We start from the raw sequence: 18,372 nt of genomic DNA on the forward strand, positions 1-18,372 counted from the left end.
GTTTTTGCCGAAGTGTCAGGAAAAAGAGTGAACGAATCCTTCCCACTCACACCGAACCCTAAATAGGATATCGGTGTCAGGTTGGTTCTGTTTCGACTCGCTTTTCCCGTTTAGGCAGCTCGTCTTTCGCCAAGTAACAAATTGAGGATTTGTTTGGCGGCTTCCGAAATGACGGTTCCTGGTCCAAAAATGGCTGTCGCACCTGATTTGTAGAGGAAGTCATAATCTTGGGCAGGGATCACTCCCCCCACAACAACTAACACATCTTCTGCGCCGAGTTTTTTTAACTCTTCAATCACTTGTGGGACAAGCGTTTTATGTCCTGCCGCAAGCGAAGAAACACCCAAAATATGGCAGTCGTTTTCCACCACTTGTTTGGCGACTTCCGCTGGGGTTTGGAAAAGAGGCCCGATATCAACGTCAAAGCCCATGTCAGCAAAACTAGTAGAGATCACCTTGGCACCACGGTCATGGCCATCTTGTCCCATTTTGGCCACCATGATCCGAGGACGCCTTCCTTCGAGTTTTGCAAATTCGTCAGCAAGATTCCTTGCTTCAATATAACCTTTGTCTTCGGAAATTTCTGAGGAATACACTCCAGAGATGGATCTAATCACAGCTTTGTACCTCCCGAATACTTTTTCCATTGCATACGAAATTTCACCAAGGGAGGCACGTTTTCTTGCAGCATCCACTGCGAGCTCCAATAAATTCCCGTTACCCGTTTCGGCACATTTGGTAATGGCGTTTAACGCGGCTTCGACGGCCGTATTGTCACGGTCTTTTTTCATTTGTTCGAGTCGTTTGATTTGGGCAATTCGAACCGCTGTGTTATCGATATCTAAAATATCAAGTGGAGCTTCCTTATCCAAACGGAATCGGTTCACTCCCACAATCACATCTTTACCAGAGTCGATACGAGCTTGTTTTCTTGCGGATGCTTCTTCGATGCGCATCTTTGGAATTCCCGTCTCAATTGCCTCGGCCATCCCACCTAATTTCTGTACTTCGGTGATGAGGTCCCATGCTTTGTGGACCAAATCATTCGTGAGTTTTTCCACATAAAACGATCCGCCCCATGGGTCGATGACACGGTGGATGTTTGTTTCTTCTTGGAGGTAAATTTGAGTATTTCGTGCGATCCTAGCCGAGAAGTCAGTGGGGAGAGCAATCGCTTCATCAAGAGCATTGGTGTGAAGGGATTGTGTGTGGCCAAGGGCAGCTGCCATCGCTTCAATACAAGTCCTTCCCACATTATTGAATGGGTCTTGTTCGGTGAGTGACCATCCTGAGGTTTGGCAGTGGGTCCGAAGCGCTAAAGACTTCGTCGACTTGGGTTGGAACTGGTTCACAATCTTTGCCCAAAGGAGACGTCCCGCACGCATCTTGGCAATCTCCATAAAATGGTTCATCCCAATCGCCCAAAAGAAAGAAAGGCGAGGGGCAAATTCATCCACAGAAAGCCCAGAAGCGATTCCTGTTTTGATGTATTCCCAACCATCGGCCAAAGTGTAAGCAAGTTCTAAATCCGCAGTGGCTCCGGCTTCTTGCATATGATAACCTGAGATGGAAATGGAATTAAACTTTGGCATGTACTTGGAAGTATAACCAAAGATATCGGCGATGATTTTCATGGAATGTTTTGGCGGGTAAATGTAAGTATTCCGCACCATGAATTCTTTTAGGATATCGTTTTGGATGGTCCCCGAAAGTTTATCTTTGGAGACCCCTTGTTCCTCTGCAGCCACAATATAGAAGGCAAGTACGGGAATGACGGCTCCATTCATCGTCATGGAAACAGACATTTGGTCGAGTGGGATTTGGTCGAAGAGAATCTTCATGTCGAGGACCGAATCAATCGCCACTCCCGCTTTTCCCACATCTCCCACCACACGTTCGTGGTCGGAATCGTACCCTCTATGTGTCGCTAAGTCAAAGGCAACCGAAAGTCCCTTTTGTCCTGCGGCCAAGTTACGACGATAAAAGGCATTGGATTCTTCTGCTGTGGAAAATCCTGCATACTGGCGGACCGTCCAAGGTTTATTCACATACATGGTGGAATAAGGTCCACGTAGGTAGGGCGGAATCCCCGCCGCATAATTTAGGTGTTCCAATCCTTCCAAATCGGAGTTTTGGTAACGCGATTGGATGGAGATCCCTTCTGCCGTTTGCCAAAGGGAAATCGACTTTGGATCCGGTTTTGGAGCGCTAAAAGAAAGGGGAGTATTCGCAAAATTAGGTTTATTCATTTGGTTTGCCGATCCATTTGGTTTGGGCTTTTTCCATAAATTGAACTAGGTTTCGTTTCATATGGATGAAGTCATCGATTCCAAGGGATTCCGCTTGGCTCACTAAATCCTTTGGATAACCCGCAAGGAGTTTCCAAGAATTCGGAAGTTGTGATCCCATTTCCTTGGCAAACTCGGGCAGGTAAGTCGCATACTCTTCGTCAGACGAACAAAGTACTACAATTTCACAACCGAGTTCTTTGGCTTTAGAAACTCCTTCTTTGACAGAAGAAAATCCCAAGTTGTCGAAAATTTCATATCCGAGGCAGCCGATAAAGTTGGAGCTAAAACCCGCACGAGCCTTTCTCATGGTTAAGTCCCCAATGGTGAGTAAAAACACCTTCGGGGCTTTTTTCCCGGAAGCGACATGGCGGTCTGTTGGGTTACGCCATTTGTCAAATTCATAAGAGAGTCTGAGTGGCACCAAACGTTCGTAAGTTGACTTTTCCAAATAGGAGAGTCTTGTTTCCGTTTCGCGAAGGGAGTCTTTGAGTTCTGCATGCCTTTCGGAAGGAAGTGGGTATTGGTTTGTACCAAGTAGGATTTCTTTTTTTGTAGCAAGTGCTTCTCTTTTTTTCGTCGCACGCGATTGGATGTCTCTTTGGATGTTTCCCGTTTTCAGAGAGGCACCGAAACCACCATCTTTCTCGACGGTTTGGAATTTTTCCCAAGCAGTCTCTGCAAGTTTTTTGGTAAGAACTTCCAAATAATAGGAACCAGAGGCAGGGTCTTCCACCTTGTCTAAAAAGGATTCGTAACGTAATAACAGTTGGGCATTCCGTGCAATCCGCTTGCCTAACTCCTGTTTTGTGGTATATTCGGAATCAAATGGTGAGACATTGATAAAATCTGCTCCCCCGATCACAGCAGACATCGCCGCCGTTGTCCCACGTAACATATTCACATAGGGATCGTAGGCTGAGTATTGGAAATTGGAGGTTTGGGCAAGGAGGAGAGCTGGGAGTGTTTCTCCAAGCCCTGGTTTGTAAACATTTAAAACTTCCGTCCAAAGGATTCGCATCGCACGGAATTTCGCAATTTCGGTAAAATAATCCGATCCAATCCCCATCCAAAACCAAATGTTGGCGGCAGCATCTTCAATGGAAACACCAGCTTGTAAATGTAGGTTTAAGTAGTCCACTCCCCATGCGAGGGAATAGGCGAGTTCTTGGCTAATCGATGCCCCAGAGTCGCGTAAATACAAACTGTGGATTCCGACTCCCGCAAAACCTTTGGTCCCAGAAAGACTGGCAAACGATTTCCCAATACTGTTTTCTTCACAACCAAGTTCCCCGCAGAGGATTGCGGTGCCATAAGGGTCAAAGTCGCCGAGTACAGTGTTATGCGAAGAAACGAGTTTTTTTAATGAGTCGCCAAACTTGGGAGTCCTTGTGGCAAGGGAGACAATGAGGGGAATGGCACCAATGGACTTGGATAAGGATTCTAAGTCAGAAGCAGAAGCAATCTGACAACCGAAGTTTTTTCCATTTTCTTCATGAGAAATTAGGATAGCAGCATCCACACCTTTTTCAGTGAGTGTATTTGTTTCGGATTTGGAAGTGACTTGTTCTGTGACTTTCCAACCAGGGTTTCGTTTGAAAACACGAGGCAAAACTGGTAAGTCTTCTTTGCGGTAAAAGGGTTCAATGGTAAAACCTTCTTCGGTTTGCCATGTCACTTTGTCCCAAGGACTGCCTTTTAGGTCTTTGAGGATTTGGTTTTTCCAATCCTCAGTGGATACTTCGGGGAAGTCTGAAAATAAAAATTCGTTCAATTTATTCCTCTACGATTTGGTATTCTTCCATATACCCTGGAAAGTCGCCTAACCCTCGTGTGAAGGTGAATTTTGCTGGGTACACAACCAATCGTTTTCCTGATTGGATGAACGTACCCGAGAGAAGAGTGAAGGGAGACGCAACGATGAAAGCTGCGGTACCTAGAACTGTCCCTGCAAGTCCCATAGGACGAGCTACGATGAGATCAATCAACATTTCTCCACCAGATGGAACTTCTCTCGCAGATATACTTTGTGTCCACAAAAGACAGATTAAGAAAAGGATAGACAAGGGTCGTGTTTGTTTCATAGGCTGATCACTCGGGCTTTCCATCTGATGAAATCTCGAGAATGATATCTGTGTAAAGTAAGAAATATGGCTAAAGAAATTGTTTTGTTTGTTCTCTTTTCTGTTGTTCATCTCCTTGCGATCGTTACGATCACAAAAGAGGATGGATTTTATCTCCCTTCCAAAATCATACCCATCATCATTTTGATTTTTGGTTTGATGCGATTTTACCCGACATTGGAAAAACGTGGGAAATTGGTAGCGATTGGGCTCGTATTTTCGCTTTTTGGCGACAGTTTTTTGGCCATACCCAAAGAAGGATACTTTGTGCCTGGGCTTGGATCGTTTCTCATTGCCCAATTGATTTATTCCTATGCCTTCACCATTGATTCCAAAATCAAACCAATCCTTGCGATTCCGTTTTTGTTATTTGGAAGTTCCTTCTTTATGGTGCTTGCACCAAAATTGGGCGCACTGATGATACCCGTTGGATTTTACATCTCTGCCATTTGCCTTATGGGATGGAGGGCTGCTGCCAGAAACTCCATTACAAAACCATTTTATTTGGGACTTGCGGGTGCACTCGTTTTTATTTTGTCTGATTCCATCATAGCCTATTCGATGTTTCTCAACCGAGAAATGGATCGTACGTTCGCGTCTCTTGGCATTATGATCACATATTATCTTGCCCAAGTTCTAATTTATTCTGCTACAAAGTCAGAAGAGTTAGATGTTCAATCTGTGAAAAATACTTGATTCACTTGGCTCAAACGAGTATCGTACTTATGGTTTTTCTAAACCAGGGAAAGGGATTATGAAATCACTAAAAAAAACATCCTTTATTGAAGCAGTAGCGGCTGCGATTGAACATGAGGTTCAATGTTTCAATTTTTATCTTAAACTTTCTGAAAGTTTGCCAGAAGGGCAGATTAGAGAGCTCTTCAGCCAACTTGCATTAGATGGTGATGAGCACATCAAATACATCAAAGAGATTTACAAAAGTGCAGAAGGGAAAGAACTTCCTAACCTAAAACAACTTTCGGAAATCGAAAAATTCCATTCCTCTACGATCCAAAAAATTATGGATCGATTGGATCGAAACAAAAATGCAGAAGTAAAGGCCGACGAAAAAAAGGCAATTGAACTTGCGATCCGAGAAGGGGAAGACGCTCGTAATTTTTATGCGACTGTTCGAGGAAAATTCCAAGATCCAAAAATCAATTTGTTATTTCAAAAATTAGCAAACTTTAATGAATCCAATAATTCATTGTTAGAAGCGCAAGCAATGGCAATGGAACAATCAACACCTGCCGATCAAGTGTTTTATTGGGAAGATGAAGAACTGCTTGCACAAGTCACTCCACAGTACAGAGCTCCAAACAAACCAAAAACGACTGCGAAACCAAAAACAACGTCAAAGGCAAAACCAAGTGGTTCTCCGAAGTCATCTGCTAAAACTGTTGGAAAATCGGTAAAAAAAGCGAAGGCAAAGAAAGCGGTCAAAAAAGTTGTGAAGCCTACGCCTAAAAAAGCCAAACCAAAGGCAAAACCGGCTAAGAAAAAAGGTAAGAAAAAATAGTGAAGTACCAAGTCACCCATACATTTCCAGTCACGTTAGAGAAACTTTTGCATGCAAGAGAGGAGAGATACAAACACCTAGATCAGTTCCCTGATCTAAAGAATGTGACCTTACTCGAGGAAAAAAAAGAAGGAAACCTCATTCATCAAAAACGAAAAGTAAGTTTGGAAGGATCCATGCCTGCCGTTTTGTCGGCCGCTCTGAATGACCTTTCCTTACTCGAAGAGTCTACCTTTGATATCACAACCAATACACATGAGTTTAAAATTTCCCCTCCAGGGAAAGACAATGTGTTTGTGATCAAAGGGAAAAGTAAGTATGAAGCGAGTGGTGCCGAATCCAAGCGGTCCTATGATGTGGATGTCGTATCGAGTTTACTCTTTGTTTCTCCTATCGTTGAGAAGGCGATTGAAGAAATTCACAAACATAGTTTGGAAAAGGACAGAAAATCCATCGCCAAATTTTTAGGGGTTGAATCCTAAGGAAGAAGTGAAAACTTCTTCCCCAACCTTACTCCGCTCCGTTCTCGAGCTCAATTTGACGGTCCTCATCATGGGGAACGTCACTTTGTTTGCCAAACTCCTTCCATTCCCTGCCGTCACCATCATCTCAGGCCGAGCCCTGTTTTCCGTTTTGATCTTAGGATTGTTTTTTGCCCTCCGACGTAAGTCGATATCGTACAAAAGTTTTAAAGATTTTGGTTTTGTCTTTGGGATTGGGATCTTATTTGCCCTTCACTGGGTGACTTATTTCCACTCCATCCAAGTTTCCACAGTTGCCGTGGGGATGTTATCACTTTTCACCTATCCCGTGTTTTCTGCCATCTTGGAACCTTTGTTTGGTGGCAAAAAACCAGAACCATTTGCTTTGTTTTTAGCTTCATTTTCGCTCTTTGGACTTTTTCTCATTGTGCCTGATCTTTCTTGGGACAACCAAATGTTCCAAGGTGTGGTTTGGGGAGTGGTTTCTGCGGTATTGTATGCCATCCGAAATTTACTCACAAAAGAAATGCATGTCCATTACCCCAGTTCCCAAATCCTTTTCACCCAACTCTTTGCCACCTCACTTGTGTTATTACCATTTGCGGATGGACTTTCCCAGATGCTTGCGGAACCCAAATATTTGCTCTTCCAGATCATCCTTGCAGGGATTTTTACTTCCCTTGCCCATACGATTTGGATTCGCAGTTTGTCAAATTTGTCTGTGACAACGGCGGGAACCCTTTCCACACTGAGCCCAATTTACGGAAGTTTGGCGGCATGGTACTTTCTTGGAGAAGTCCCACCCGAGAGATTATGGCTCGGGGGAGGGGTGATTTTATTTTGTGCCGTGATGGAAGTGTTTCGTAAACAAAAAGAGAATAGGCCAACTGCCATTGAGAAACTGGATTCAGATTCCAGTGGGAAATCTTAAATCTAATTTGTCCAAAAAATTTGATTCGCATCATTTGGATTATGCGTTAGTAGGTCGGACTGTATTTGACTAGCAATTCTTCTAGAATTTTGGAAGGAGTTTCAAAGTAGGGGTGGTCTCTAAAGATTTCTTGGTATTCTCTCCGTTGGAAATCTTCATCTTCACATTCCAAATTTTTGATTTGTTCTTTTACTCTTTGGACATGGGGTGCTGAAAAACGAGGGTTCTTTGCATCAATCCAACCATGGTTTTGGAAACTTTTCATTTTTTTGGAACACCGGCAAGGATTGGATGTATTGATGAGACCACATTTGTCGTCCATAAATTTGTAGAGGTCTTGTCTTGCCCGACTCAAACGTTTGCGAAAGGCATCGTGTGAAATCCCAATGATTTCGGCACTTTCCTTATCACTTAGTCCCATGATATCAGCCATAAGGAGCGAAATTCTTTGTTCCCGATCTAGGCAAAGTAACATACCGAGAGTACATGATGCTTTTGCTTCTTCGACAAGGATTTTATTTTCGGGGTTCGAAAGTTCGTCGGTTGGGACTTCGATGTCTGGCATTTGTTTTAATTCATTCGCATAGCTAGAAAATCCGGTCGTGAGTTCTTCCAACTTCCCACGTTTTGCATTTAACGCATAATTTACGGTTATGCGATATGTCCAAGTTTTGAAACTGGCACGATTGGGATCATAAGCGGCAAGATTGGTCGCAAGTTTGAACAATACTTCTTGGGTGGCATCTTCTGCTTCTTCTGGGTTCAGTAAAATACGACGGATGACATTATAAATCCAGGATTGCACTCCTTTGAGTAAAGTCTCCAAAGCACGGCGGTCTCCCGTCCGTGCCTTCTCAATGAGAATCAGATCTTCTTCCCGATTGGTTTTCATTAAAGTGCCTGCCGTTCAAACAATTCAAAGACCAAAGTTTGTTTCATCAAACCAAAAAACTCTTTTCCCGTTTCTGTGTTTTGCAGATTTTTACCTGCTTCATGGCAATCTTCCACTTGTTCCCAATACAGAAGGTCCATCATTACACCTTCGGTTGTTTTGGATTGGAAGGCCCTCCAAGCGAGAAATCCCTTTTGGGTTTTCAGAATGGGTAACATCTTTTTTCTCATTTCATGGTAATGTTCCAAATTGGAACTCTCACAGGTGACGATGGCCACTTCTACTGCTGTACTTGTGGGTAAACTTTCCAAGGTCAGTAACTCTTGGCCAACTTGTTTCAAACTCTCTATCATGGGTTTCTCCTTTTTTGGCATTTTTGCCTCTAGTATGGATACCCAAGAAAAGTCAGTTTGTGACAGAAGCGGGGAAAAAAATGTGGGGTTTTTTAAAAACGGGAGAGGTCGCTATCGAAACCCAGTGTGTGAACGCTTTCTTTTTGTTTTTTTACGGAATGAATTCACTCAATCATAGAGCCTGTTGGTTCAATCTTCAGAAATTCCTTCCAGGTTTTGTAATGGTATAATTCCTTCGCAGTAAAACCGACAAAGATTCCAAATGGAATTTGAGTGATGAGTCCTAAAAGAATTGGAGTGTGGGAGGCGACGATTCCATAAGTAAGATTGATCGTAATATCAAAAATCATTACGATGATTGCTAAAAGAATCGCAATTCTCAAATTGAGGAAAAGAAGTAAGATCACAAGTGGATCGAAAAAAACTAAGGATGTCCAAAACACATTTAAGGCGAAAGGAGCAAACGTATATCCCAAAAAACCTAAGTTTAGGATATCTATGGTATGAGATACAGTACCGACAATAAAGCCGATACAAAAAATGAAAAAAACAATTCGATTCTTACGATGCAAATGATAGCCCTTATCTAGAGATTGTATCACGTTCCTTCACTCGCTAGGGTCCACTCCCCGCCACCGATAGTAGCGGAAATCCTTTCTGGATAAGGAGTGCAATCTTGGATTTATACAGATTTGAACTGCCATTTAGAAACGTTTCCAGAAAGATTGGAGCGGATAGCGGGATCGCCTAATGGATGGAATGCGAATGTTCGGTCCAATTGCGAGGCGCACTCCGTCCTTCGTGAAAACTATTTCAGAAAAAATTTCATTCGTGGAGGTGGTGGATCACCCGTACGAGTTTTTCTTGGACTTCCTTTGCGATGGATTCAAGTTCGGAGTTTTGGACTAGTTTTGTCATGGTCATAGGGTCAAAGATGGATACTTTGATTTCCCCGTTTTTTTCTTCGGTCACCACCACATTGCATGGTAATAACATTCCTATTTCGTCTGCGGTTTGTAAGGCTCTATGCGCAAAACTGGGGTTACAGGCACCGAGGATGGTATACCGTTTGAAATCGACACCAATTTTTTCTTTTAAGGTTTGTTTGACATCAATCGTGGTGAGAACACCAAACCCTTCTTTTTTCAAAGCTTCTGTGGTATCAGCAATGGTTTCTTCAAAACTCTTTTTTCTGTGAACGGTTAAGCCTAACATAAAACCTCCGAATTCCTATACCCCATAGGGTATAGGTGGTTTGAGAAGTTGCAAGAGATTTTTTAAAAAAAATTAAGGGCTGGATTCTTTTTTGGGAAGTTTTTGCATCTCTTCCACACTTGGGAGTTGTTTGGATGCATGTCTGATTTCGCCCGATGCATTGAGTAAAAAGTATTGGGGGAGTGGTTCGTTTTTCAGGGAGGCAAACCGATCATCTAAGATCAAGGTTTGGAAATCGTTGTCGCGAGGGGTGTAGTTGAGAAGGACGTAGGTGCCAAGGTCAGGTTTTCCTTCCCCACATTCCAAACCTTTTAACATTTCACAACGGGATTTGGTGATGGAAAGTAAGATGAGTTTTCCCTCTCTTGAGGCTTGTCCAAAGGCAAAGGACTTGTTATGACCCCAGTGGATTTCTTCACTTGCCATTTGGTTGATTTTGATGTAACCAAAAACGAGGAGTAAAATAAAGAGTGGCATCGCCAAAAAACCGACAAGGTAAAAAACGCGAGAATATTTCTGCATACAAGTCTATGGAAAGGGACTGTCCCATTCCCGCCAAGTTCAATTTTTGAGCTTTCGTAAAGCTAAAACTGTAAAAAAAACTACACTCTCTTCTTCCCATTCCTATTCTGGTTCAAAGAGAGAATCCTTAGGAGCATTTAATGGAGATTTGGTACACTGAAAAATTGGAATTAGAAAAAGGGCGAGCTGTGAGTTACCGAGTAACAAAAACAATCGAAAGCCTACAATCTCCGTTCCAAAAAATTGATATATTTGAGACACAATCATTTGGTCGTATGTTTACACTTGATGGTGTAACAATGGTTACCAACAAAGACGAACATTCTTATCATGAGATGATTGCCCACATCCCGATGATGAGCCATCCCAATCCAGAATCAGTGCTTGTGATTGGAGGAGGAGATGGAGGAACCGTTCGCGAAGTTTTAAAACACCCATCTGTCAAAGAAGTTGTGTTATGCGAGATTGACAAAGCAGTGGTTGATATTAGTTATAAATACTTTCCTGAATGTGCAGATGCAATGAAAGACCCAAAGGTTATCCATCACTATGATGATGGTGCCAAATTTGCCCGTGACAATAAAGGTAGATTTGATGTGATCCTTGTGGATTCCAGTGACCCTGTGGGTCCTGCAGAAGTTTTGTTTAAAGAACCATTCTTTCGGGATATGGCAAGTGCCTTAAAACCAACAGGGATCATTGCGACCCAAGCGGAATCCTTTTGGTACCATGGAGATGTGATCACATCTCTATTTGAATTCATCCCAAAAATTTTTCCTGAGTATGGATACTATTACACAACCATTCCCACATACCCATCTGGGATCATTGGGTTTACATTTTTATCCAATGCAATTGATCCGTATGCAGTGACCCCAGATCCGAAACGAGTGCCAAAAGGTCTTAAGTATTATAGCCCTGAGATCCACAAAGCAGCATTTGTTTTGCCTGAGTTTGCCAAAGCCTATATCAAACGAAAAGGTTAAGAGTTTTGTGATAAACCGCTTTCTCTTTCAGATCCTCCTACTTGTCTTTTGGTTTGTGTTTCCGATTCGATTGGAAACACAAGAAACAAAGGCAACGGAGATGGAATTGGAAGCGGAATCCTATGAGGAACGTGGGTATCCCAAACGTGCCAACCTCATCCGTGAAAAACTGAAACGAATTCGGAAAGATAACTTCCAAACCAAAAATCCAGAACCAGTTTTCATCCCAACCAATTCCGATTTACCGGCGACAAACAATGGTTCTTTGAGTTTTCTGAATGGAACTTGGGAACTTGGATTTCGTTACCTTAGCCAGAACGCCGGGTTTCGATCGGGCAAAGAATGGGCGTTAGATGATGGACGAGTGGCTTTCCAGGCAGGTACCCCGTATTTCCCAAGATCTCCGATGGGATACCAAAATATCAGAACCCTGCCTTACCAAATGGAATGGGAAGGGGCGAGGAAAAATTCGGATACCTTCTCTCCCCGAATTTCCTTCTTACATAGTTCCAAAAAATGGGGATTCGAATACGTTTATTTCCAATTTTATACGACGAGGAATTTTTTCTCCTTTGGTGATTTTGGTGGTTTACAAACTGGTTTTCAAACCGATCGTTTTTTCAGCGCGGATCATAAAATTGTCGTACAAATTTTGGAAGAATATTCGCATAACAAAAGGTTTGTGTGGGAATTTGGTTTGCGATTGGGATCTCTTTCCACAAATTCGGCCCAACACTCACAAAGTTTGGGGCAAACTGGAATCTTCCGAGACTCCATCCAATATGTAGCACCGAGTACAGGTTTTAAGTTTGTGCACCAATTTTTTGAAAGTTACTCTTATGAGTTAGGTGGAGATATGTTCCTTACTCCTATTGGAAATCTGAAATACAGAAGGGATAGTTTCACAAGTCTCGGGGGAGTGAGTCGTTTTGGTGGGGAACGAACAAGTGCAGACGAAGTGTATTCTTTATTTTCTGAAAAAAGTATACCCACAACAGTCATTGGGCTCAATCTTTTGGCCCAATTGAATTGGGCACCTTTCCAAAATCATAAATTCCAATTGGGACTCCAATCCATCCAATACAATTGGCGGGCCAATGAAACAGATCCCCCTGGCCTGCGGGCACTGAACCCAGAATCTTATTTGGCCGCTGTTCGGGATTATTATTTGAGTTCAGCGTTTTATGAAGCGGATGGGGGAAAGGATCGGCCCACTCGTTCCTATGGTATTTCGAATTTGTACTTTGGGTATACTTATGTTTATTAATGGATTCTATCGTTTTTTCCTCTATGTTTTGATTCTTTTTGGATTTTTGCAATGTGGGATTTCGCTCAGGGTTTACAGGCCTTTTCCCAATGAGAAAGAATACGATTTTGTCAAAAAAATGGATCACATTGTGATCCAAGTGAATGGTGAAAATCGGATCCAAATGGCTGTGTATGACTCTTATTTTTTTGGAGCAGAAGCGCTAACCAATGAATACGGGCCACTCTCGTATTTGATTCGAAAAGAACTTTCCATTCGAGAGTCCCGTTATCCTTTGTTAATCGAGAGAGGTGGGAAAATCCTCGTGGAAGAATTCCAACTCGTTTCTTTGGATCGTTGTTTCAGAAATCTAACGTTTGTTCGCCTGAAGGCGAAAGTCCAAATCCGAGGATATGCAGAAGAAGAAATTCAATATTATGATGAGATAGATTCAAAAGTGACGAATTGTTACCTTACGGGGAGTGTTCTCACATTGGTTCCGCTCTTATGGTATGTTCCTTATAACGGATTTCGTGGGAATCGAGAGGACCAATTGAACCAACTGGGCCGGAATGCATTGACAGAACTTTTTACAAAATTAGAAATCCATTCTGGTCATTCGGAAAAATCAACCGAGTCACAAAAAATGGAAGATCCAAAACCAATGCCGAAACCAGTTCCCACCAAACAAGAACCAGTGGATCCAAAATTAAAGGATATTTTGGATAGCCTATGAGACAATTTGGGATTTTATTTTTGTGTGGGTTTGTCGTTTTTTTTTCCAATTGTTATTCTTTGGAGAAACCATATAATTATGGAAATCCATACCATCCCAGTCCTGAATTTACAGAAGACGATCCACAATTTGAAGAAGGGGAACCCGTTTGGATTTTAGACCAAACTGGCAATTGGGTTTTTTCTCTTCCCTCAAAACTGGTGTTATGGAATCGGAAAGCTGACAACCATCATATATCCAAAGAAACCAAAGAATACTTAATCCGTTACATCAAGGAAAATAACCTAAGAGACGTTAAGGTTCGTTTTAACCAATATGCCCCCCTTTCTGAATGGAGGCGACTTCCTAAGAACAAAAACATCAATCCTGTGATTCGTTATTTTTTTGGTTCGATTTCACTTTTAGCGTATACCTTTTTGCCTGGCCGATTGTTTGCAGGAACCATTGGGGGAGATCATTACAATTCATTTACCAATACCATCCACATTTACTCGGACCTACCTCCTGTTGCCATCCATGAAGGGGGCCATGCCAAAGATTTTTCGCAACGAGAAGAAAGGACTTGGTATGCCATCGTGTATGCGATCCCTGTTGTAGGTGCATTGTACCATGAAGCAAAGGCTTCTGATGATGCTTTGAATTATTTTGCGGAAAAAGACGATAGGGTCCAGTTGAATTCCTCTTATGAACTTTTAACACCAGCTTACTCAACTTATGTGGGAGGTGCGATAGGGGATGTTGTTGTGAATCCGATCACAGCCGTTGCCGTCATCCCAGGTCATATTTATGGTCGATATAAAAAGCGGGATATTACGCTCGAGTTAGAAAAACGCAAACAAAAGAAACAAATTAAGGAAACAAAGTCCAATCCATGACCTCATTTTTATCCAAATTCCGTAATCGCCGTGATGGACTCAGATCCCAACTTTGTATCGGAATCGATCCCGAACTAGAAAAATTACCCAAAGTCTGTTTGGATTCAAAGTCACCGCTCGTCCATTTTTCAGAAACCATAGTCCGTTACACCCATCCCTATGCTGTGGCTTGGAAACCAAACATTGCTTTTTTTGAACGTCTGGGGGCAGAAGGGTATTTTGCATTAGAACATATGGTCCACTTAATGAAAGAGGTTTCACCAGAGGTACCCATTGTGATGGATGCCAAACGGGGGGATCTTGCCAATACTGCCAAAGAATATGCGAAGTATTTTTTCCAAACTTTGAAAGTGGATGCTTTGACCGTGAACCCGTATATGGGTCGGGATAGTCTTACACCGTATCTGGATTTGGGTGGGTATCTTTTTGTTTTAGGGTTAACCTCCAATCCCAGTTCCTCTGACTTCCAAAAATTAAAAACAAAGACCAATGATTTGTACTTGTACGAAGAGGTAAGTGACCAAATGGCTTCCCTTTCGGAAGTGTATCCGGGCCAAGTGGGTCTTGTGGTCGGAGGGACCCATCCATCCGAAATCCAATCCCTCCGGAAGCGCCATCCCGATCTTTGTTTTCTCATCCCAGGATTTGGTGCCCAAGGTGGTGATTTGGAATCGATCATTCATGCTTCGGGGAAAGAGGCACTGATCAATTCATCTCGTGGCATCACTCTCAGTTCTCTTGCGGAAAATTACGGTGAAGTTTCAAAAAAGAAATCGGAAGAAGTTCATTTGAGGATGAACCATCTCTTTCCTTAACGGTCTAATCACCATTAGGGAAACAAGTGAAAGAAACATTAGCAATTATCGGAACAGGAATCGCGGGTTTAGGTTCTGCTTACTTTTTAAAAAATGATTTTGATTTAACGATTTTTGATAGTGCTGATTATGTCGGCGGGCACACTAACACAGTGATGGTGGAAGAAGATGGTGTCCAAATCCCCATTGATACTGGTTTTATCGTTTTTAATCATGTCACCTATCCCAATTTATTACGTTTGTTCCAGACATTAAATGTTCCTACAAAAAAATCAGATATGTCTTTTAGCGTCCAATATCACCCCACCAAACTAGAGTTTAGTGGGTCTGGCCTTCGAGGATTATTTGCTCAGAAAAAAAATCTCTTCCGTCCACGATATCTGAAGATGTTACTTGAGATTGATCGTTTTAATACCAATGCTCCCAAAATTTTGGAAAATCCTACTTACGATGATTGGAACTTGGGCCGTTATATGGAGACTTTTGGTTACGGGAAAGACATCCTCAATTATTATTTAATTCCGATGAGTTCTGCCGTTTGGTCCACACCTCCCGATTTGATGTTGGAATTTCCAGCCAAGTCCCTCATTCGTTTTTTTTACAACCATGGTTTTTTGGGTCTCAATACCCAACACCAATGGTATACGGTGGATGGTGGTTCCAAGGAATATGTGAATCGGATCCTTCCCCCGATAAAAGACCGGATCCGATTGAAAACACCTGTCCAGTCAGTCAATCGACTCCCCAATGGAAAGGTAGAAATAGTTTTGCCTGAAGGGAAAAAGCAAGTGTTCGACAAAGTTCTCCTTGCGACCCATGGCCATTTGTCTGCAAAACTTTTGGGGAATCCAACCAAATTGGAACAAGAACTTTTGCCCCTTTACAAGTACCAACACAATACGGCAACCTTACACACCGATGACTCGGATATGCCAACCATCAAATCTTGTTGGTCTAGTTGGAATTATAAAATCACGGAATCAAAAGATGGAAAAATGGAACCTTACACCATTTATTGGATGAATCGTTTGCAAAACGTTTCCAAGAAAAAAAATTATTTTGTGACAATCAATGACCCCGGTCGTGTGAAAGAAAGCCATACCATCAAAAAAATTGACTATGAACACCCTTTGTTTTCGGTGGAAGCATCACTTGGCCAAAGTCGTTTGCCAAAGTTAAATGAAGATGGCCCGATTTATTTTGCTGGTGCATACTTTCGGTATGGATTTCATGAAGATGGATTTTTGTCGGCAGTAAACGTTTCCAAAAGTATCCTAAAACGAGACCCATGGACTTAAATACTTGTATGTATGAAGCGGACGTATTTCATATGCGTACCGCACCCGCAGAAAACAAATTCCAATATAAAATCTTTAATTTTTATCTGGATTTGGAAGAAATAGACCAGTTATCCCATAAAAGTTTTTTCTTTTCCAGGAATCGTTGGAATTTGTTTTCTTTTTATGACAAAGACCACTTACAGTTTGGAAAAGATTCAGTATATGAAAACACAAAATCATTTTTAGAAGCCTCAGGTGTAAAAGGTGAAATAGGAAAAATTTACCTCCTCACCAATTTACGAGTCCTCGGGTATGTGTTTAATCCTGTGAGTTTCTATTTTTGTTTTGATACTTCGGGTCTTCCATTGGCTGCCATTGCAGAAGTAGGCAATACATTTGGGGAAATCAAACCCTACCTTGGGAAGTTTCAAAAAACAAAAGGGACGATCGCGGATCCAGAAGTGTTCATCCGTGAACCAAAAAATTTTTATGTCTCTCCTTTCATTCCTTTGGATTCGGAATTTGAATTTCGCCTGAACACTCCGAATGAAAAATTACAGATCGGAGTCGACTCTTATGAAAATGGGAAACGAATTTTAATCACTTCCTTTATCGGAAAAAAAATTCCCTTTCATACCAAATACTTATTAAAACTTTTCATCCAATTTCCATTTATTACCGTCAAAATAATAACATTGATTCATTGGCAAGCATTCAAGTTGTGGATCAAAAAAATTCCTTACATACAGAAACACCAAAACTTAGAGAAACAAACAGGAGTTCCACTTGGAAAAATCAGCGAACCAGTCCCTTTTACAAGAAACGATTGATTCAGAGCTTTTTACTGAACTAAAGGATAAAACAGTCACAGAACAATATCCGATTTACAAAAAAATATTTTTTAAGGCTATGAGTTCCATGAAACGTGGATCCCTTCGTATGATCTTACCTAACGGAGAACAGGTGGTTCTAGGTGATCCGAGTACTTCATTCGAACCAAAGTTCCATTCAGCACTCATTCATGTGAAAAACCCTGTGTTTTTCAAAAAATCAGTGTTACATGGTGATATTGGCTTTTCCGAATCCTATTTAACGGGAGATTGGGATACAGATTCGATTGAAAATGTAATTTCATGGTTTATTTTAAATGTGGATGAGGCTCCCAATTTATCAGGTGCCAAAAAAAAATTATTCCACTTGGATTTGTTCAATTTAGGGAATAAATTTTTACATTTCCTCCGAAGAAACACTCTCACTGGAAGTAAAAAAAACATAGTGGAACACTATGATTTAGGGAATCGTTTTTATAAACTTTTTTTAGATCCTACGATGACATATAGTTCCGCATATTTTGAATCTCTTGACCAAACCTTGGAAGAAGCCCAAACAACTAAAGTAGACAGACTTTGCCAAAAGTTAAAACTAAATCCAAAAGACCATTTGTTAGAAATTGGAAGTGGATGGGGATTTTTATCGATCCATGCCGCAAAAAATTATGGATGTAAAGTAACAACTGTTACTTTATCAGAAGAACAGTTCCGGTTTGCAAAGGAACGCATAGAAAAGGAAGGATTGTCGGATAAAATCGAAATTCGTATCCAAGACTATCGAAAGATCGAAGGGAGATTTACAAAACTTGTGTCAGTAGAAATGTTGGAAGCTGTGGGGGATGCTTTCTACGAAACGTTTTTTCAAAAGTGCCAAGACCTTTTGACACAAGATGGAATCATGGCCTTGCAAGTGATCACTTGCCCCGATTCAAGATTTACCTCCTTCAAAAAGGGAATCGATTTTATCCAAAAACATATTTTCCCAGGCTCTCTTCTGCCATCGATTGGAAGGATGAACCAAGCAATCAACCGTACGGGAGATATGTATCTCCATCATTTGGAAGATATGGGTTTGAGTTATGCAAAAACACTTCGGATTTGGTTAAAAGCTTTTGAGGACAACCTAACAGAAGTAAGAAACCAGGGGTACAGCGAAACCTTCATTCGGAAATGGCGATACTATTTGGCTTATTGTGCAGCAGCCTTCCAAATGCGAAACATTAGCGTAGTGCAGTCTGTTTACGTAAGACCCAATAATTTAAATATCTAATCCCATCTT

20 protein-coding genes are annotated in these 18,372 nt (G+C 41.6%); 12 read left to right on the forward strand and 8 right to left on the reverse strand.

What is annotated here, in order from left to right; translation table 11 throughout:
• Positions 1-110: 110 nt before the first annotated feature.
• The 3 genes from scpA to LEPBI_RS17545 are packed head-to-tail and all read right to left on the reverse strand — an operon-like array spanning position 111 to position 4,372.
• Positions 111-2,249: a methylmalonyl-CoA mutase gene (scpA, locus tag LEPBI_RS17535; protein ID WP_012476568.1), complete on the reverse strand. Its 2,139-nt coding sequence runs from the start codon at positions 2,247-2,249 to the stop codon at positions 111-113.
• Entirely contained in the window at positions 2,242-4,062 is a 1,821-nt protein-coding gene (locus LEPBI_RS17540; RefSeq protein WP_012476569.1) for a methylmalonyl-CoA mutase family protein, read from the reverse strand. Before LEPBI_RS17540 ends, scpA begins: the two co-directional genes overlap by 8 nt.
• Position 4,063: 1 nt before the next feature.
• Entirely contained in the window at positions 4,064-4,372 is a 309-nt protein-coding gene (locus LEPBI_RS17545) for a hypothetical protein (RefSeq protein ID WP_012476823.1), read from the reverse strand.
• Positions 4,373-4,438: 66 nt separating this feature from the next.
• Between LEPBI_RS17545 and LEPBI_RS17550 the strand changes: the two genes are divergently transcribed.
• Genes LEPBI_RS17550 through LEPBI_RS17565 form a run of 4 tightly spaced genes read left to right on the forward strand, consistent with a single transcriptional unit; the run spans position 4,439 to position 7,343 of the window.
• Entirely contained in the window at positions 4,439-5,107 is a 669-nt protein-coding gene (locus tag LEPBI_RS17550) for a lysoplasmalogenase (protein ID WP_012476571.1), read from the forward strand.
• A 58-nt stretch (positions 5,108-5,165) separates the two neighbouring features.
• Complete coding sequence (locus LEPBI_RS17555; RefSeq protein WP_012476572.1) at positions 5,166-5,930, forward strand: ferritin-like domain-containing protein; 765 nt, start codon at positions 5,166-5,168, stop codon at positions 5,928-5,930.
• Positions 5,930-6,412 (forward strand): DUF2505 family protein, encoded by a 483-nt coding sequence (locus LEPBI_RS17560; protein WP_012476573.1) that lies wholly within the window; start codon positions 5,930-5,932, stop codon positions 6,410-6,412. The genes LEPBI_RS17555 and LEPBI_RS17560 overlap by 1 nt, the downstream gene beginning before the upstream one ends.
• 7 nt (positions 6,413-6,419) lie before the next feature.
• Positions 6,420-7,343, forward strand: coding sequence for a DMT family transporter (locus LEPBI_RS17565; protein ID WP_264365966.1), 924 nt, complete (start codon positions 6,420-6,422; stop codon positions 7,341-7,343).
• Positions 7,344-7,389: 46 nt separating this feature from the next.
• Here the strand turns inward: LEPBI_RS17565 and LEPBI_RS17570 are convergent, their stop codons facing one another.
• The 5 genes from LEPBI_RS17570 to LEPBI_RS17595 all read right to left on the reverse strand — a co-directional run bounded on the left by LEPBI_RS17570 (position 7,390) and on the right by LEPBI_RS17595 (position 10,325).
• Positions 7,390-8,235 carry an RNA polymerase sigma factor gene (locus tag LEPBI_RS17570; RefSeq protein ID WP_012476575.1) on the reverse strand — a complete coding sequence of 282 codons (846 nt, stop codon included), beginning with the start codon at positions 8,233-8,235 and terminating at the stop codon, positions 7,390-7,392.
• Positions 8,235-8,588 carry an antibiotic biosynthesis monooxygenase family protein gene (locus LEPBI_RS17575; RefSeq protein ID WP_012476576.1) on the reverse strand — a complete coding sequence of 118 codons (354 nt, stop codon included), beginning with the start codon at positions 8,586-8,588 and terminating at the stop codon, positions 8,235-8,237. The genes LEPBI_RS17570 and LEPBI_RS17575 overlap by 1 nt, the downstream gene beginning before the upstream one ends.
• Positions 8,589-8,752: 164 nt before the next feature.
• Positions 8,753-9,190, reverse strand: a complete 438-nt coding sequence (locus LEPBI_RS17585) for a hypothetical protein (protein WP_012476577.1) — start codon at positions 9,188-9,190, stop codon at positions 8,753-8,755.
• 223 nt (positions 9,191-9,413) lie between these two features.
• The gene (locus LEPBI_RS17590; RefSeq protein WP_012476578.1) at positions 9,414-9,803 is read right to left on the reverse strand and encodes a DUF302 domain-containing protein; all 390 of its coding nucleotides are present in this window, start codon (positions 9,801-9,803) and stop codon (positions 9,414-9,416) included.
• Between the two features lie 72 nt (positions 9,804-9,875).
• Positions 9,876-10,325, reverse strand: a complete 450-nt coding sequence (locus tag LEPBI_RS17595; RefSeq protein ID WP_012476579.1) for a hypothetical protein — start codon at positions 10,323-10,325, stop codon at positions 9,876-9,878.
• A gap of 140 nt (positions 10,326-10,465) precedes the next feature.
• Here LEPBI_RS17595 and speE point away from each other — a divergent pair, with 140 nt between their 5' ends.
• From speE to LEPBI_RS17635, 8 genes are read left to right on the forward strand one after another with little or no spacing between them, the layout of a single operon-like run.
• Positions 10,466-11,311: a polyamine aminopropyltransferase gene (speE, locus tag LEPBI_RS17600; RefSeq protein WP_012476580.1), complete on the forward strand. Its 846-nt coding sequence runs from the start codon at positions 10,466-10,468 to the stop codon at positions 11,309-11,311.
• 7 nt (positions 11,312-11,318) lie between these two features.
• Positions 11,319-12,578 (forward strand): hypothetical protein, encoded by a 1,260-nt coding sequence (locus LEPBI_RS17605; protein ID WP_012476826.1) that lies wholly within the window; start codon positions 11,319-11,321, stop codon positions 12,576-12,578.
• Entirely contained in the window at positions 12,568-13,293 is a 726-nt protein-coding gene (locus LEPBI_RS17610; RefSeq protein WP_012476827.1) for a hypothetical protein, read from the forward strand. The genes LEPBI_RS17605 and LEPBI_RS17610 overlap by 11 nt, the downstream gene beginning before the upstream one ends.
• Complete coding sequence (locus LEPBI_RS17615) at positions 13,290-14,168, forward strand: hypothetical protein (protein WP_012476583.1); 879 nt, start codon at positions 13,290-13,292, stop codon at positions 14,166-14,168. The genes LEPBI_RS17610 and LEPBI_RS17615 overlap by 4 nt, the downstream gene beginning before the upstream one ends.
• Positions 14,165-14,983 carry an orotidine-5'-phosphate decarboxylase gene (gene pyrF / locus LEPBI_RS17620; protein ID WP_012476584.1) on the forward strand — a complete coding sequence of 273 codons (819 nt, stop codon included), beginning with the start codon at positions 14,165-14,167 and terminating at the stop codon, positions 14,981-14,983. Before LEPBI_RS17615 ends, pyrF begins: the two co-directional genes overlap by 4 nt.
• Before the next feature lie 26 nt (positions 14,984-15,009).
• Positions 15,010-16,281 carry an NAD(P)/FAD-dependent oxidoreductase gene (locus LEPBI_RS17625; RefSeq protein ID WP_012476585.1) on the forward strand — a complete coding sequence of 424 codons (1,272 nt, stop codon included), beginning with the start codon at positions 15,010-15,012 and terminating at the stop codon, positions 16,279-16,281.
• 8 nt (positions 16,282-16,289) lie between these two features.
• A complete protein-coding gene (locus LEPBI_RS17630; protein ID WP_012476586.1) occupies positions 16,290-17,093 on the forward strand; it encodes a DUF1365 domain-containing protein in 804 nt (267 codons plus the stop codon).
• Positions 17,050-18,363, forward strand: coding sequence for an SAM-dependent methyltransferase (locus LEPBI_RS17635; RefSeq protein WP_041770201.1), 1,314 nt, complete (start codon positions 17,050-17,052; stop codon positions 18,361-18,363). Before LEPBI_RS17630 ends, LEPBI_RS17635 begins: the two co-directional genes overlap by 44 nt.
• Positions 18,364-18,372: the final 9 nt, after the last annotated feature.

The sequence above is a fragment of the Leptospira biflexa serovar Patoc strain 'Patoc 1 (Paris)' genome (genome assembly GCF_000017685.1).
Taxonomy (GTDB): Bacteria; Spirochaetota; Leptospiria; order Leptospirales; family Leptospiraceae; genus Leptospira_A; species Leptospira_A biflexa.